General features: G+C 64.6%; 11 protein-coding genes. 4 read left to right on the top strand and 7 right to left on the bottom strand.

The genetic code is table 11. The features are described 5' to 3' along the window. Position 1: 1 nt before the first annotated feature. The 7 genes from fdhF to IQ35_RS04510 all read right to left on the bottom strand — a co-directional run bounded on the left by fdhF (position 2) and on the right by IQ35_RS04510 (position 10,136). Positions 2 to 2,848 carry a formate dehydrogenase subunit alpha gene (fdhF, locus tag IQ35_RS04540; protein ID WP_021246746.1) on the bottom strand — a complete coding sequence of 949 codons (2,847 nt, stop codon included), beginning with the start codon at positions 2,846 to 2,848 and terminating at the stop codon, positions 2 to 4. Positions 2,849 to 2,853: 5 nt separating this feature from the next. Next, on the bottom strand, positions 2,854 to 4,431 hold the full coding sequence (locus IQ35_RS04535; RefSeq protein ID WP_145072103.1) for an NADH-ubiquinone oxidoreductase-F iron-sulfur binding region domain-containing protein: 1,578 nt from the start codon (positions 4,429 to 4,431) through the stop codon (positions 2,854 to 2,856). Continuing rightward, positions 4,428 to 4,925: an NAD(P)H-dependent oxidoreductase subunit E gene (locus IQ35_RS04530; RefSeq protein ID WP_376699484.1), complete on the bottom strand. Its 498-nt coding sequence runs from the start codon at positions 4,923 to 4,925 to the stop codon at positions 4,428 to 4,430. Before IQ35_RS04530 ends, IQ35_RS04535 begins: the two co-directional genes overlap by 4 nt. 171 nt (positions 4,926 to 5,096) lie before the next feature. Then, entirely contained in the window at positions 5,097 to 5,549 is a 453-nt protein-coding gene (locus IQ35_RS04525; protein WP_021246749.1) for a MaoC family dehydratase, read from the bottom strand. After that, on the bottom strand, positions 5,549 to 7,387 hold the full coding sequence (locus IQ35_RS04520) for an acetyl/propionyl/methylcrotonyl-CoA carboxylase subunit alpha (RefSeq protein ID WP_145072102.1): 1,839 nt from the start codon (positions 7,385 to 7,387) through the stop codon (positions 5,549 to 5,551). Before IQ35_RS04520 ends, IQ35_RS04525 begins: the two co-directional genes overlap by 1 nt. A gap of 5 nt (positions 7,388 to 7,392) precedes the next feature. Beyond that, on the bottom strand, positions 7,393 to 8,994 hold the full coding sequence (locus IQ35_RS04515) for a carboxyl transferase domain-containing protein (RefSeq protein ID WP_145072101.1): 1,602 nt from the start codon (positions 8,992 to 8,994) through the stop codon (positions 7,393 to 7,395). Then, a complete protein-coding gene (locus IQ35_RS04510) occupies positions 8,991 to 10,136 on the bottom strand; it encodes an isovaleryl-CoA dehydrogenase (RefSeq protein ID WP_021246752.1) in 1,146 nt (381 codons plus the stop codon). The genes IQ35_RS04515 and IQ35_RS04510 overlap by 4 nt, the downstream gene beginning before the upstream one ends. Before the next feature lie 108 nt (positions 10,137 to 10,244). Here IQ35_RS04510 and IQ35_RS04505 point away from each other — a divergent pair, with 108 nt between their 5' ends. The 4 genes from IQ35_RS04505 to IQ35_RS04490 all read left to right on the top strand — a co-directional run bounded on the left by IQ35_RS04505 (position 10,245) and on the right by IQ35_RS04490 (position 14,894). After that, positions 10,245 to 11,249, top strand: a complete 1,005-nt coding sequence (locus IQ35_RS04505; protein ID WP_145072100.1) for a LysR family transcriptional regulator — start codon at positions 10,245 to 10,247, stop codon at positions 11,247 to 11,249. A 73-nt stretch (positions 11,250 to 11,322) separates the two neighbouring features. After that, a complete protein-coding gene (locus tag IQ35_RS04500; protein ID WP_021246754.1) occupies positions 11,323 to 11,472 on the top strand; it encodes a hypothetical protein in 150 nt (49 codons plus the stop codon). A gap of 282 nt (positions 11,473 to 11,754) precedes the next feature. Then, positions 11,755 to 13,146: a sugar transferase gene (locus tag IQ35_RS04495; RefSeq protein WP_145072099.1), complete on the top strand. Its 1,392-nt coding sequence runs from the start codon at positions 11,755 to 11,757 to the stop codon at positions 13,144 to 13,146. A 578-nt stretch (positions 13,147 to 13,724) separates the two neighbouring features. After that, a complete protein-coding gene (locus tag IQ35_RS04490) occupies positions 13,725 to 14,894 on the top strand; it encodes a hypothetical protein (RefSeq protein ID WP_376699485.1) in 1,170 nt (389 codons plus the stop codon). Positions 14,895 to 14,901 lie beyond the last annotated feature (7 nt).

The raw sequence follows: 14,901 nt of genomic DNA, 5'->3' as shown, positions 1-14,901 counted from the left end.
CCTATTCAGCGGCCTCAAGCGGCACGATGCGGCGGCTGAGGCGGCTATGCTCGGCATAGCCTTCCTGCCAGTGGGACGGCCCGTTGGAAAGCGCCACCTGCACCGCCGTCACCTTATATTCCGGGCAATTGGTCGCCCAGTCCGAATAGTCGGTGGTGATGACATTGGCCTGTGTATCGGGATGGTGGAATGTCGTATAGACGACCCCCGGCGCGACCCGCTCGGTGATGAGCGCGCGCAGCGCCGTCTCCCCGGCCCGGCTCCTCAGCGCCACCCAGTCGCCATCCTTGATGCCCCGGTTCTCCGCATCGGCCGGGTGGATTTCCAGCCGGTCCTCCGGGTGCCATGCGGTATTGGCCGTCCGCCGCGTCTGCGCGCCCACATTGTAATGGCTGAGGATTCGCCCGGTCGTCAGCAGCAGCGGGAAACGCGGCCCCGTCTTCTCGTCCGTCGGCACATAATCGGTGACGACGAACTTGCCCTTGCCCCGCACGAAACCGTCGATATGCATGGTCGGCGTGCCATGGGGCGCGGCTTCGTTGGCGGGCCATTGCAGCGACCCTTCCGCCTCCAGCCGCGCATAATGCACGCCCGCGAACGTCGGGGTCAATTCGGCAATTTCATCCATGATTTCAGAAGGATGGGTGTAGGACCAGTCCAGCCCCACAGCCTGCGCCACCAACTGCACGATCTCCCAATCGGCATAGCCGTTCAGGGGCGCCATCACCTTGCGCACCATCTGGATGCGCCGTTCCGCGTTGGTGAACGTCCCGTCCTTTTCCAGGAAGGTCGAACCGGGCAGGAAAATATGCGCGTAATTCGCCGTCTCGTTCAGAAAGAGGTCCTGCACCACGACACATTCCATCGCCGCCAGCCCCGCCGCGACATGATGGGTATTGGGATCGGACTGCAAGATATCCTCGCCCTGGATGAACAGTCCCTTGAACGATCCTTCGGTCGCGGCATCCAGCATGTTGGGAATCCGCAGCCCCGGCTCCGCGTCCAGCGTCACGCCCCATTTCCGCTCGAACAGCCCGCGCACCGCATCGTCCGACACATGGCGATAACCGGAAAACTCATGCGGGAAGCTGCCCATGTCGCAGGAACCCTGCACATTATTCTGCCCGCGCAGCGGATTGACGCCCACGCCTTCCCGCCCGACATTGCCGGTCGCCATGGCAAGGTTCGCGATCGCCATCACGGTCGAACTGCCCTGGCTATGCTCGGTCACGCCGAGGCCATAATAGATCGCCCCGTTCCCGCCCGTGGCATAAAGCCGCGCCGCCGCGCGCGCATCCTGCGCCTTCACCCCGGTCAGCGGCTCGACCGCTTCGGGCGAACGGCTGGGCTGGGACACGAACGCGGCCCAATCCTCGAACTCGTCCCAGTCGCACCGTTCCCGGATGAACGCTTCGTCATAAAGCTTCTCGGTCACGATCACATGCGCCAGCGCCGTCATCATCGCGACATTGGTGCCCGGACGCAGCGGCAGATGATGCGCCGCCTCGATATGGGGCGATTTCACCAGGTCGATGCGGCGCGGATCGATCACGATCAGCTTCGCGCCCTGCCGCAGACGCTGCTTCATGCGGCTGCCGAAGACCGGATGCCCGTCGGTCGGATTGGCGCCGATCACCAGAATGACGTCCGACTTCATCACGCTGTCGAAATCCTGCGTGCCCGCCGATGTGCCGAAGGTCGTCTTGAGGCCGTAGCCCGTGGGCGAATGGCAAACCCGCGCGCAGGTATCGACATTGTTGTTGCCGAAGCCCTGCCGGATCAGCTTCTGGACGAGGAACGTCTCTTCGTTGGTGCAACGGCTGGAGGTGATGCCGCCCACCGACCGCGCCCCATATTGCGCCTGGATCCGGCGGAACTCGCTCGCCGTATAGGCAATCGCCTCGTCCCAGCTTACTTCGCGCCAAGGCTCGGTGACGCTGGAGCGGATCATGGGCTTCAAGATACGATCCTGATGCTGGGCATAGCCCCAGGCGAAACGCCCCTTGACGCAGCTATGGCCGCGATTGGCCTTGCCTTCCTTCCACGGCACCATGCGGACCAGCTCCTCGCCCCGCATTTCCGCGCGGAAGGTGCAGCCGACGCCGCAATAGGCGCAGGTCGTCACCACGGCGCGATCCGGCGTGCCGATCTCCACCACCTTCTTCTCCGTCAGCGTCGCGGTCGGGCAAGCCTGAACGCAGGCCCCGCAGGACACGCATTCCGACGACAGGAAATCCTGCCCCTGGCTCGGCGACACCTTGGAATCGAACCCGCGTCCCTCGATGGTCAGCGCGAAGGTGCCCTGCACCTCGTCGCAGGCCCGCACGCAGCGCGAACAGACGATGCACTTGCTGGGATCGAAATCGAAATAGGGGTTCGACTGGTCCTTCGCCTGCCCCATATTGGTCGCGCCGTCATAGCCGTAACGCACCTCGCGCAGGCCGACCGCGCCCGCCTGCTCCTGCAACTCGCAATCGCCGTTGGCCGGGCAGGTCAGGCAATCGAGCGGATGGTCGGAGATATACAGCTCCATCACCCCGCGCCGAAGCTGCTTCAGCCGCTCCGTCTGGGTGCGGACGATCATCCCGTCCGCGACGGGCGTGGTGCAGGACGCGGGATAACCGGCCCGGCCTTCGACCTCCACCAGGCACAGGCGGCAGGAACCGAAGCTCTCCACATTGTCTGTCGCGCAGAGCTTGGGGATGGAGCAGCCCGTCAGCGACGCCGCGCGCATGATCGACGTGCCTTCGGGCATCGTCACCTGTGCGCCATCGATGGTGAGCGTGACGCTCTTGCCCGTGGCGATGGCGGGCGGCGTGCCGTGATCGGTTTCGCGGGTGAATGTCATGATGCTTATTCCGCTGCCTGTTCGATGGGCGCCGGTGCGCCGAAATCTTCGGGAAAATGATCCAGCGCGCTCAGCACCGGATAGGGGGTGAACCCGCCCAGCGCGCAGAGCGACCCGAATTTCATCGTGTCGCACAGATCGCGCAGCAGGGCCGTCTGCGCCTCGATCCCCGTATCGATACGCGACGGCGCGCGCGAATGGAGCGCCTCGCCCAGATAGCCGCCCGCCGCGCCTTCCGCCGCGACGGGGGCCGCATCGCGCGCCGCGATGATGCGATCCATCACCTCCACCCCGCGCGTCGATCCGATCCGGCAGGGCGTGCACTTGCCGCAGCTTTCCACCGCGCAGAACTCCATTGCAAAGCGCGCCATCTGCGCCATGTCGGCGGTGTCGTCGAACACGGTGATGCCCGCATGGCCGATCAGCCCGCCCGCCTGCGCGAAGGCTTCATAGTCGAAGGGCAGATGGAACATGGACGGCGGGAAATAAGCGCCCAGCGGCCCGCCCACCTGCACGGCGCGCACCGGGCGGCCGCTTTCCGTGCCGCCGCCTATGTCGTTCACGAGTTCGCCCAGGGTGATGCCGAAGCCGACTTCATACAGGCCGCCATGCTTCACATTGCCCGCAAGCTGCACCGGCATCGTCCCGCGCGAACGGCCGAAACCCACATCGGCATAGGCTTGCGCGCCCTCCGCGAGGATGAACGGCACCGCCGCCAGCGACAGCACATTGTTGATGACGGTCGGCTTGCCGAACAGCCCCTTGAGCGCCGGCAGCGGCGGCTTGGCGCGCACCTGACCGCGTTTCCCCTCGATACTGTCGAGCAGCGCCGTCTCCTCGCCGCAGACATAGGCGCCCGCGCCCGCCCGCACTTCGATGACGAACGGCGCGATCCGGCCAGCCGCCCGGTCGATGGCCGCGCGCATGGTGTCGATGGCGAAGGGATATTCGCTGCGGATATAGATATAGCCGCGCGATGCCCCCACGGCATGCGCGGCAATCGCCATGCCTTCGATCAGGCAATAGGGGTCGCCCTCCATCAACATGCGGTCGGCGAAGGTGCCGCTGTCGCCTTCGTCCGCGTTGCAGACGATGAACCTGGGACCGTCGGGCGCGTCCAGCACCGTCTGCCACTTGATCCCGGTGGGAAAGCCCGCGCCGCCGCGCCCCCGCAGGCCGCTGGCCTTGACGATATCGACCACCTGCTGCGGCGCGGCGGCCCGCGCGGCATCCAGTCCGCGCCAGCCGCCATGCGCCGCATAATCCTCAAGGCTGAGCGGATCGGTGATGCCGCACCGGGCAAAGGTGAACCGCTGCTGGCTCGCGAAGAAGGGCAGCGCCCCCACATCGCCCAGCCGATGGGGATGCGTCCCGTCGAGGATCTTGCCCACATCGGCCGCGCCGACCGGCCCATAGCCGATGCGGCCTTCCGGCATTTCCACCTCGACCAGCGGCTCGATGGAAAACAGCCCGCGCGATCCGGTACGAACGACGTCGCATCCCGCCTGGGCCAAGGTCCGCGCGATCTCGTCCGCGCCCAGGGCGACGGACGCCATGTCCCGGCTGACATAGACGCGTTTCATGCGGCGATCTCCCGCGCGATGGCGTCCAGCCTGCCCACATCGACCCGCGCCACCGGCCTGCCGTCCACCAGCGCATTGGGGCCGACGGCGCACAGGCCCAGACAGTAAACCGCCTCCAGCGTCACCTGCCCGTCGCGGCGCGTTCCGCCCATGGCGACGCCCAGCCGCTCCGCCGCCGCCGCCTCGATCGCGGCCCCGCCGCGCGCCTGACAGCTTTCCGCGCGGCAGATCTTCACCACATGGCGTCCAGCCGGAACACGGCGGAAGTCGTGATAGAAGGTGACGACGCCGTGCACGTCCGCCCGGCTCAAGTTGAACGCGGCCGCAATCGGCGCGACCAGCGCGTCGTCGACAAAGCCCATTTCTTCCTGCAACATATGCAGCAGCGGCAGCAGCTGGTCACGCGCCGCGCCATGGCGCCGCGTCCATTGGGCTATCAATGCGTCTGCCGCTTCCAGGCGGATCAACGTCGCGTCCTCTCGGGGGTTTTCCAAAGAATGCAATGGTGCTCCTTTCGAGCGGAATCGTCAAATCGAAGCCGCCCCTCCCTGATAGATCATCCCCGTCAAGCAGGCTGAAAGCCGAAGGGCAGGCACGGTTTCCGCGCTCCCTTAGAGCGATTTTCAGCCGGATGCCACACGCACGATATATATCGATCCGGCGTTTCAGTCCGGGCTACCCTGGATCAGCACCGTGCGGAGGCATTCGCACACGATTTCGTCCCGCTGGTTGAGCAGGCGGTGCGTGAAGGTGACGATGCCGGCGCCGGGCCGCGATTGGCTGGGCTTGAGCGCCGTCACCTCCGTCTCCGCGCGCAAAGTGTCGCCGATGAACACGGGCCTGGGCATGACCAGCTTGTCATAGCCCAGATTGGCGATCAGCGTCCCCAGCGTCGTGTCGCCGACCGACAACCCGACCATCAGGGCGAAGGTGAAGGTGCCGTTGACGAGGATCTGCCCGAACTCCGACGCTTTCGCCGCCTCCGCATCCAGATGCAGCGGCTGCGGATTATGCGTCATCGTTGAAAAGAGGAGATTGTCCGTTTCCGTCACGGTGCGGCGGATGTCATGGGCGATCCGGTCCCCGATCCGCCACTGATCGAAAAAGCGCCCCGCCATCATTCCTCTCCCTTGTCGATCCGCGCGAGCAAGGCGCCCTCGCTGACCTGGCCGCCTTCCGCCGCATGGAGTTCCGCCACCACCCCGTCGAAGGGCGCGGCAAGCCCATGTTCCATCTTCATGGCTTCCAGCGTCAGCAGCCTCTGACCCTTGGCCACCCTGCCGCCCTGCGCGACGGCGACCGAAATGATCCGCCCCGGCATGGGCGAGAGCACCAGCCCATCGGACGCGCCTCCGGCCGCCATGCCGTCCACGCGCCATTGCGACAGCCGCCAGACCTGCCCGCCCTCCGCGATCAACACCGCGTCATCGGCCTTGCCGCCCCGGCCCGGATCGAACGAGACGCTCACCGCCTCGCCGTCCAGCAGGAAAGACGCCTCCCGCCGCGCAGGCGCGTTCAACCGGAACCCGCCAGGCCCGCCGCCGAAGCTTAACGCCGCCGCCGCATCCTCCAGCGCCGCTTCGGAAGGCCGCTCCGGCGGCATCAGCCTGTCCCCTTCCCGCCCGATCAGCCCCGTATCGACATCCGCCGCGACGAAGGCCGGATGCTCCAGCACCTTCACCAGAAATCCCGCATTGGTCCTGAGCGGCCAGATGACGCTATCGCTCAGGCACGCCGCCAGCCGCTCTCGCGCCGCGTCCCGGTCGGGACCATAGGCGATGACCTTGGCGATCATCGGATCATAGAAGGGCGATATCTCCGCCCCTTGCTCCACACCCGTATCGATCCGGCATCCCCCGCCCAGATCGAACGCCTCCAGCGATCCGATGGACGGCAGAAAGCCGTTGGCCGGGTCTTCGGCATAGAGCCGCGCCTCCATCGCCCAGCCATCGATCGACAATTCCCGCTGCGTGCGGGGCAACGGCTCGCCCGACGCCACGCGCAACTGCCATTCGACCAGATCCTGTCCCGTGATCGCCTCGGTGACAGGGTGTTCGACCTGAAGCCGTGTGTTCATCTCCATGAACCAGATGCGGTCGGCCCGCAGCCCTTCCGAACCGTCCGCGATGAACTCGATCGTTCCCGCGCCGACATAGTCCACCGCCCTGGCCGCCCGGACCGCCGCATCGCAGATCGCCTCCCGCGTGGCGTCATCCATGCCTGGCGCGGGCGCTTCCTCGATCACCTTCTGGTGCCGCCGCTGGAGCGAGCAGTCCCGCTCGAACAGATGGACGACATTGCCGTGCCGGTCGCCGAAAACCTGCACCTCGATATGGCGCGGGTTCGTCACCCATTTTTCCAGCAGCACCTGATCGTTGCCGAAGGACGAAGCCGCTTCCCGCCGGCACGACAGCAGCGCCTCGGCGAAATCCCCCGGCCCATCGACCTTCCGCATCCCCTTGCCGCCGCCGCCCGCGACCGCCTTGATCAGCACGGGATAGCCGATGGCGTCCGCCTCCGCCGCCAGCCGCGTCCCGCTCTGGTCCTGCCCCAGATAGCCCGGCGTCACCGGCACGCCCGCCTCGCTCATCAGGGACTTGGCGGCGTCCTTCAATCCCATGGCCGTGATGCTCGCCGGATCAGGACCGACCCAGATCAGCCCGGCGTCGATCACCGCCTGCGCGAAGTCCGCATTTTCCGATAGGAAACCATAGCCCGGATGGATCGCCTCCGCCCCCGTCTCCCGCGCGGCGGCGATGATCCGGTCGCCCAGCAGATAGGATTCACGGACAGGCGACGGCCCGATATGCACGGCCGCGTCCGCTTGGCGCACATGCAACGCCCCGGCATCGGCGTCCGAATAAACCGCCACGGTGCGGATACCCAGGCGCCGCGCGGTGCGGACGATGCGGCAGGCGATCTCGCCCCGATTGGCGATAAGGAGGGAACGGATCATCGGCATCACATCCTGAACAGGCCGAATTGGGCACGGTCGGGGATCGGCGCGTTCAACGTCGCCGCAAAGGCCAGCCCCAGCACGTCGCGGGTCTGCGCCGGATCGATGACGCCATCGTCCCACAATCGCGCCGTGGCGTGATAGGGATTGCCTTCCTCCTCATATTTCCGCCGGATCGGCGCCTTGAAGGCTTCGGCTTCCTCCGCCGTCCATGCGGCGGCGTCGCGGTGCACCGCCGCCAGCACCGACGCGGCCTGTTCCCCGCCCATCACGGAAATGCGGCTGTTGGGCCAGGTGAAGAGGAAGCGCGGCCCATAAGCCCGTCCGCACATCCCGTAATTGCCCGCGCCGAAACTGCCGCCGATCAGCACCGTGATCTTGGGAACCTGCGCCGTCGCCACCGCCGTCACCAGCTTCGCGCCGTGCTTGGCGATCCCTTCCGCCTCATATTTCCCCCCGACCATGAAGCCGGAGATGTTCTGGAGGAACAGCAGCGGAATACGCCGCTGGCAGGCCAGTTCGATGAAATGCGCGCCCTTCTGCGCGCTTTCGCTGAACAGCACGCCGTTATTGGCGAGGATCGCCGCCGGCATCCCCCAGATATGGGCAAAGCCGCAGACCAGCGTGGAACCGTAGAGCGCCTTGAACTCGTGAAATTCGCTGCCGTCCACCAACCGCGCGATCACCTCGCGCACGTCATAGGGCGCGCGCACATCCTCCGGGATGATGCCGTAAAGATCTTCGGCCGCGAATTTCGGCGGCCGCGCCTCGCGAACATGGATGTCGGCTGCGCGATCCGGCTGGAGCGTCGAAACGATGTCCCGCACGATGCTGAGCGCATGATCGTCATTTTCCGCGACATGATCCACCACGCCGGACTTGCGGCCATGCAGATCGCCGCCGCCCAGATCCTCCGCGCTGATGACCTCGCCCGTCGCCGCCTGCACCAGCGGCGGACCGGCCAGGAAGATCGTCCCCTGATTGCGGACGATCACCGTCTCGTCCGACATGGCCGGGACATAGGCGCCGCCCGCCGTGCAGCTCCCCATCACGCAGGCGATCTGCGGAATGCCCTGCGCCGACATGGTCGCCTGATGGAAGAAGATGCGGCCGAAATGCTCCTTGTCCGGGAACACGTCCGCCTGATTGGGCAGGTTCGCGCCGCCGCTGTCGACCAGATAGATGCAAGGCAGCCGGTTCTCCAGCGCGATCTCCTGCGCCCGCAAATGCTTCTTGACGGTCAGCGGATAATAGGTTCCGCCCTTCACCGTCGCATCGTTGCAGACGATCATCACCTGACGGCCCGACACCCGGCCGATGCCCGTAATCAGGCCCGCGCCCGGCACTTCGCCCTGATACAGATCATGGGCCGCAAGCTGCCCGATCTCCAGAAAGGGCGATCCCGCGTCCAGCAGCCGCTCCACCCGCTCGCGCGGCAGCAGCTTGCCCCGCGCCACATGCTTCTCCCGCGCCCTGGCGGAGCCGCCCCGCGCCGCCTCGGCCACTTTAGTCCGCAATTCCTCCGCCAGGGCGCGATTGATGGCCGCATTGGCGCGGAAAGCGTCGCCGTCCGTTGACAGCTTCCCATCCAGAGCCGGCGCGCTCATGCCCCGATCAATTCCCGGCCGATCAACATGCGGCGAATTTCGTTCGTCCCCGCGCCGATGTCCAGCAATTTGGCGTCGCGCATATAGCGTTCGACCGGCCAGTCCTTCGTATAGCCCGCGCCGCCCAGCGCCTGCACCGCTTCCAGCGCGGTCTTCATCGCATTCTCGCTCGCCAGCAGGATCGCCCCCGCCGCGTCGAAGCGGGTCGTTCTGCCCGCGTCGCAGGCTTTCGCGACCGCGTAGACATAGGCCCGCGCGCTATTGAGCGCCACATACATGTCGGCGACCTTCGCCTGCATCAACTGGAACGCGCCGATGGGCTGTCCGAACTGCCTGCGTTCCCGCACATAGGGCAGCACGACGTCCAGACAGGCTTGCATGATGCCGAGCTGTATCCCCGCCAGCACCGTGCGCTCGTAATCGAGGCCCGACATCAGCACGCCGACCCCGCCGTCGAGCGGCCCCATGACATTCTCTTCCGGCACCTCGCAATCGTCGAAGACCAGCTCGCCGGTCGGACTGCCGCGCATCCCCATCTTGTCGATCTTCTGACCGATGGAGAAGCCCTTGAAGCCCTTTTCGATGATGAAGGCCGTGATCCCGCGCGATCCTTCGCCCGTCTTTGCGTAGACGATCAGCGTGTCGGCCTCCGCCGCGTTGGTGATCCAGAATTTCGTGCCGTTGAGCACATAGCGGTCCCCCCGCTTTTCGGCGCGCAGCTTCATGGACACGACGTCCGATCCCGCTCCCGCCTCCGACATGGCGAGGCTGCCGACATGCTCGCCCGAAATCAGCCGGGGCAGATATGCCGCCTTCTGCGCCGCATTGCCCCAGCGGCGCAACTGATTGACGCAAAGATTGGAATGCGCCCCATAGGACAGCCCTATGGAGGCCGAGGCCCGCGCGACTTCCTCCTGCGCGACGACATGCTCCAGATAGCCAAGGCCCAGGCCGCCCCATTCCTCCTCGACGGTGATCCCGTGCAGGCCAAGCGCCCCCATTTCGGGCCAGAGATCGCGCGGAAACCAGTCCTTCGCGTCGATCTCCGCCGCAAGGGGCGCGATCCGGTCGGCCGCGAACCGCGCCGCGCTCTCCCGGATCATGTCGGCGGTTTCGCCCAGGCCGAAGTCGAAATCAGTCATCGCGTCTCTCCTCGCCTCCACCCTAGCGCGCGGCCCATCCATCGGAAAATTGAAATTTCGGTAACAATGCTATTAACAGAATCTATAATCGTCCTTCGGAGGAATATCTTGCTGGATCGCTATCTCCTTCGCTATTTCCTCGCCGTCGTCGATCAGGGCAACTTCTCCCGCGCCGCCGCCCATTGCCACGTGTCCCAGCCCACCCTGTCGGTCGGCATCGCCAAGATGGAGCGGACGCTCGGCCTTCCCCTTTTCGTCCGGTCCAACCAACGGATCGAACTCACCGACGCGGGCGCGCGCTTTCTCCCCCATGCCCGCCGCATCGAACGGGAATTCAACCTCGCGCTTCAGGCCATGGACAAGGCGGTCGATCTGCCTCCCCTGCGACTGGGCGTTCTGGACAGCATATCCGGCGCGCTCATCGCATCGGCCATCGCGTCGACCGCGCCGCGAAAGGATTGGCGGTTCGAACTGGTTTTCGGCAGCGAACGCGAACTGACGGGCCATCTGGCGAAGGGCAGGATCGATCTGGCCCTGTCGCTCGTCGGGCGAGGCGGCGACCGCTTTGCGGAGAGGCCGATCGTCACGGAAGGCTACGCGCTCGCCATTCCCGCCGGTCATCCGCTGGCGGACAGGCAGGAGATCACGGCGGAAGAGCTTGCCAACGACGTCATGATCGTACGCCGCAATTGCGAGGCGCTGTCCGACATCAGTCGTCATTTCACCGAACGCGGCGTACGGCCTCATTTCGCCCTCCGCTCGACGAATGACGAGCGCGTGATGCAGATGGTCGCCGCAGCCTTGGGCGTCACCGTCATGCCGGAAAGCTATCGCCACATGGACGTCTTGCGCCCCCGTCTTAGCGGCTTTGCGCTTCAGCGAACGATCGGGTGGGCGGCGGTTCCAGATAGCGAGCATCTCCTGACCGCGCCCATTCCCCTTATGAAAGCGGTGACGGACGCGCTGCGGAATCTTAGATCGAATCTCAAATGGGGATCGCAGCGACTTTGCTTCAAAGAAAAATGCGGCGGGCAAGGTTTCGCTTTTCCCGAACACAGGCTATTCTGCTTCGACGGGCACGATGAAATTTGCGCCAGGATGAAAGATGGTTGAACTTTTTCCACCTCCGTTCGATGAAAGCCCGGATGCCCCGGTCGCTCTTCGACGCCCTCGGCAGGATGGGACCGTGAAGGCCGACGCGTCCGCGGATCAGGAAAAGCAGCCCGTTTCCATAGCGACAAGGCTGGACAATTTCGCCTCCCGCCTGTCGCGTTGGGCGGGACCGGCGACATTTTTCGCCGCTCTTGCGCTGATCGGCTGGCTTATCGCGCACTGATAGCGCCTTCGAAGCAAAAAATCGAACGCCGACAAGGGAATAACCGAGCGCAGCTGCGAAAAACCCGGTCCGAATCGGCTTTTCCGTCTTCAACGGATCGTCGGAAAACCGGGTCCGCATGTCCCACAGCCGATTGTCAGAGCCATGTATTTATGTCCTGCTGCCGCGCAACATAAGTCAAATGGCTTTAGGTTAATATAGGTGCGGATGTCCGACAGCCTGATCCGCCGCAATACATGCGGTTGGTAGTTGACCGATGCCTTGACAAAAAAAGGGTTGCCGATGTCTAAGATCGATCTGGCGATCGAGGGAGTTCCCGGTCGTCAGCCTGCCGCCGCCGCTGTTCAGCAAAACACACGGCTGTGGCTTTGCCTGCTTCTGCTGCTTGCAGATATGGCAGCGCTGGCCGCAGGGTTTGCCCTGGGAATGCAGACAGCCTCCATCCCTGTCTGGTCGACGGGTCTGTGGCAACCCTTGTGCGGCGGCATCGTCGTCTATGGTTTCGTCGCCTTCCACAGCCAGGCTTACAACCCGCGATGCCTGACTCACGGCACGGCATCATGCCGCAGCGTAGCGATGGCGTTTGCCGGAACCCTTCTCATTTTCCTGCTCGTCCTCTTTTCGCTCAAGGCCACGGGCAACTTGTCCCGGTTGGGCATCGCGGCGGGACTGGTGTGCAGCGGCACTTTGCTGATAGCCCAGCGGGTCCTCATCACGCGGACTGTCCGGCGAAATTTCGGCAATGATCTTTTCACCCAGCTTTTGATCATCGACGAAGGCTTCATCCCGGAAAATGTGAACGGCATGGTGATCCTGGACGCTCCCACCATCGGCCTCAAGGCAGATCTGGACGATCCCTATATGTTGCACCGGCTGGGCATGGTGCTGCGGGACTTCGATCGGGTCGTGATCTCCTGTCCTGCCGAACGCAAGGCGGACTGGGCGCAAATGCTCAAGGGCGCGAATATCCTGGGCGAAATCGTGGTGCCCGAACTCGCGCCCATGGCGCCGCTCGCGGTACAGAACTGCCGCGGCGTCACGACGCTGGTTGTCGCTCGAGGACCGCTGAACCTTGCCAACCGGGCGAAGAAGAGGCTTCTGGACATCGCGCTCACCGTGCCGGTCCTGATCGCCCTCATGCCCCTGATGATCGCCATAGCCGTCGCCATCAAGCTGGATTCGCCGGGACCGGTCTTCTTCCGGCAGGAGCGGATCGGCCGGGGCAACCGTCTGTTCCATATTCTCAAGTTCCGCAGCATGAAGGTCGAGCAGTGCGATGCGGCGGGCGCGGCTTCTACGCGGCGCGACGACGATCGCATCACGCGGGTCGGGCGTTTCATCCGCAGGACCAGCATCGACGAACTGCCGCAGCTCATCAACGTGCTGCTAGGCGAGATGAGCCTCGTCGGGCCGCGTCCCCATGCGCTTGGCTCGACGGCGGAACAGCAGCTTTTCTGGCAGGTCGACCGGCAATATTGGCACCGGCACGCATTGAAGCCCGGCATCACCGGCCTCGCGCAGGTGCGCGGTTTCCGGGGGGCGACGGAAACGCGGCGCGACATATTGAACCGGGTGGAGGCGGACCTGGAATATCTGCACGGCTGGAGCCTGATGCGGGACATCGCGATCCTGATCGGCACCGCGAACGTGCTGATCCATCGCAACGCCTATTGAGCGGGAGGCGGGAGTCATTCTCCCGCCGGTTTGCGGCGAACCGAGCGCCGGGATCAACCATTTGTGAACCAAGAGAGCCGATAAGCCTGCGCGGGACAAGCGCGAGGATCAGGCGGTGAGTGACGAAGCGGTTCAGATCAAAATAGCCAATGAGTTATCGAAGAGTTCGGGTTTTAACTATCGGCCGATGGGAAAGGCTTTGGCGGCGCCGGCCTTTGCCGACAGGGCGGAGCAGTCGATCCAGCTCTTGTCGCGATGGGCGGGAATCGCGGCTTTCGTGGGCGCTTTGGCGGCCATTTCCTATTTCCTGTTCCGGGGCTGACGACGCCTCTTTCCTTGCTGTCAGATGAACGGCGCGCAGCCCCGCCGAAGGGGCCGCACGGGCCATGAAGCGAGCCGTTGCTTTGCTGCGACCAGCCGCATCGCAGCCCCTATATTTCCCCTGAAATCGGACTAGCATGACCTTCGTTGCTGCAATGCAATAAGGGTCATAGCATTTGAAAATAACCAACCGCCTGCATTTGCAGGAGCGCCCCTGTGCGCCCGCAATAAATGAAACCAACTGGCAGCGCGCCGCCATCGCGGTGGCGCTGGGCAGCGTCATGATGGCGGGCGCACCGCTGTCGGCGCGTGCCCAGGGAAACGACAACGGCAATAGCGAGAAACCGGACAAGCTGGGACTTCAGATCGAAACCAGCCTTGACCTGCTGTATGACGACAATGTCTTCAGGGTCGACGACCGGGTCGAAAAGCCGACCGACGACATCATCGTCACGCCGTCCGTCCAACTGACCTATGCCCATCCCGTCGGCCGCCATGACGTGCTGGTGCGCGCCAAGGCCGGTTACGACTGGTTCGTGTCGCACAATGAGCGAAGCAAGCTGCGCCTGGACGGCGAGGCAAGGGCGAATATCCGTTTCGGCGCGACCTGCGTGCTGACGCCCAGCGCCGCCTACCGCCAGCAGCGCGCCGATTATGGCGACATCAACCAGAATACGGAAAATCTGCAACGCTTCACGACGCTAGGGGCGGATCTGTCATGCGAACGGCCCGGCCTGTTCCCGGTCGCGGGCTATGAACATGCCATGACGCGCAACGCCGACCGGTTCGATTATGCCGACCAGACCAGCGACAGCTTCTATGCAGGCGTGGGCTATAACAAACCCAGCCTGGGCACGATCACGGCCACTTATGAACATACGTCCAGCGACCGCGACAATCTGGGCATCACCAACCGCATCGACGCCTATGCGCTGCGGTTCCAGCGGTCGGTGTCGCCGCTGACCCAGATCGACGCGCAGGTCGCCTGGCTGGACGTGAAGGGCGGGTCCGATGTCGTGGGCGATTATGATGGCCTGGGATGGGACGTGAAGCTGACCAGCGCCTTCGTTCCCCGCCTGAAACTGGCGGTTTCGACCAAGCGCGACATCGTGAACGACAGCCTGATCGCCAGTGGCTTCGCGATCCGGTCGAACTACCGGGTCGAAGGCTATTATGCGCTGAGCGAACTGACCTCCATCGGCCTTTATGCCGATTGGGAAAGACGCAAGTTCCGCCAGGATGCGGCGTTGCGCCCGTTCAACATCACCGCCGACAAAAATCGCCGTTTCGGCGCGACGGTCAAGCGCAAGCTGACCGACAGGGCCGATCTGGCGCTCGACGCGCAGCATTACAGGCGGCGCACCGACACAAGTTCGTCAAACTATAGCGGCACGCAAGTGACGTTATCCGCCCTTCTGCGATTCTAGCCATGAA

The organism is Sphingobium wenxiniae (assembly GCF_007830065.1).
Lineage (GTDB): Bacteria > Pseudomonadota > Alphaproteobacteria > Sphingomonadales > Sphingomonadaceae > Sphingobium > Sphingobium wenxiniae.
Note: the sequence above shows the minus strand (reverse complement) of the source record. Positions and strands in the feature narration are given on the sequence as shown.

What these genes read in the sequence shown, in the direction of transcription:
- IQ35_RS04535 (WP_145072103.1), bottom strand. Translation starts at nt 4,431, where the DNA reads ATGAAACGCGTCTATGTCAGCCGGGACATGGCGTCCGTCGCCCTGGGC.
- IQ35_RS04495 (WP_145072099.1), top strand. Translation starts at nt 11,755, where the DNA reads ATGTCTAAGATCGATCTGGCGATCGAGGGAGTTCCCGGTCGTCAGCCT.
- IQ35_RS04510 (WP_021246752.1), bottom strand. Translation starts at nt 10,136, where the DNA reads ATGACTGATTTCGACTTCGGCCTGGGCGAAACCGCCGACATGATCCGG.
- fdhF (WP_021246746.1), bottom strand. Translation starts at nt 2,848, where the DNA reads ATGACATTCACCCGCGAAACCGATCACGGCACGCCGCCCGCCATCGCC.
- IQ35_RS04520 (WP_145072102.1), bottom strand. Translation starts at nt 7,387, where the DNA reads ATGATCCGTTCCCTCCTTATCGCCAATCGGGGCGAGATCGCCTGCCGC.
- IQ35_RS04515 (WP_145072101.1), bottom strand. Translation starts at nt 8,994, where the DNA reads ATGAGCGCGCCGGCTCTGGATGGGAAGCTGTCAACGGACGGCGACGCT.
- IQ35_RS04525 (WP_021246749.1), bottom strand. Translation starts at nt 5,549, where the DNA reads ATGGCGGGGCGCTTTTTCGATCAGTGGCGGATCGGGGACCGGATCGCC.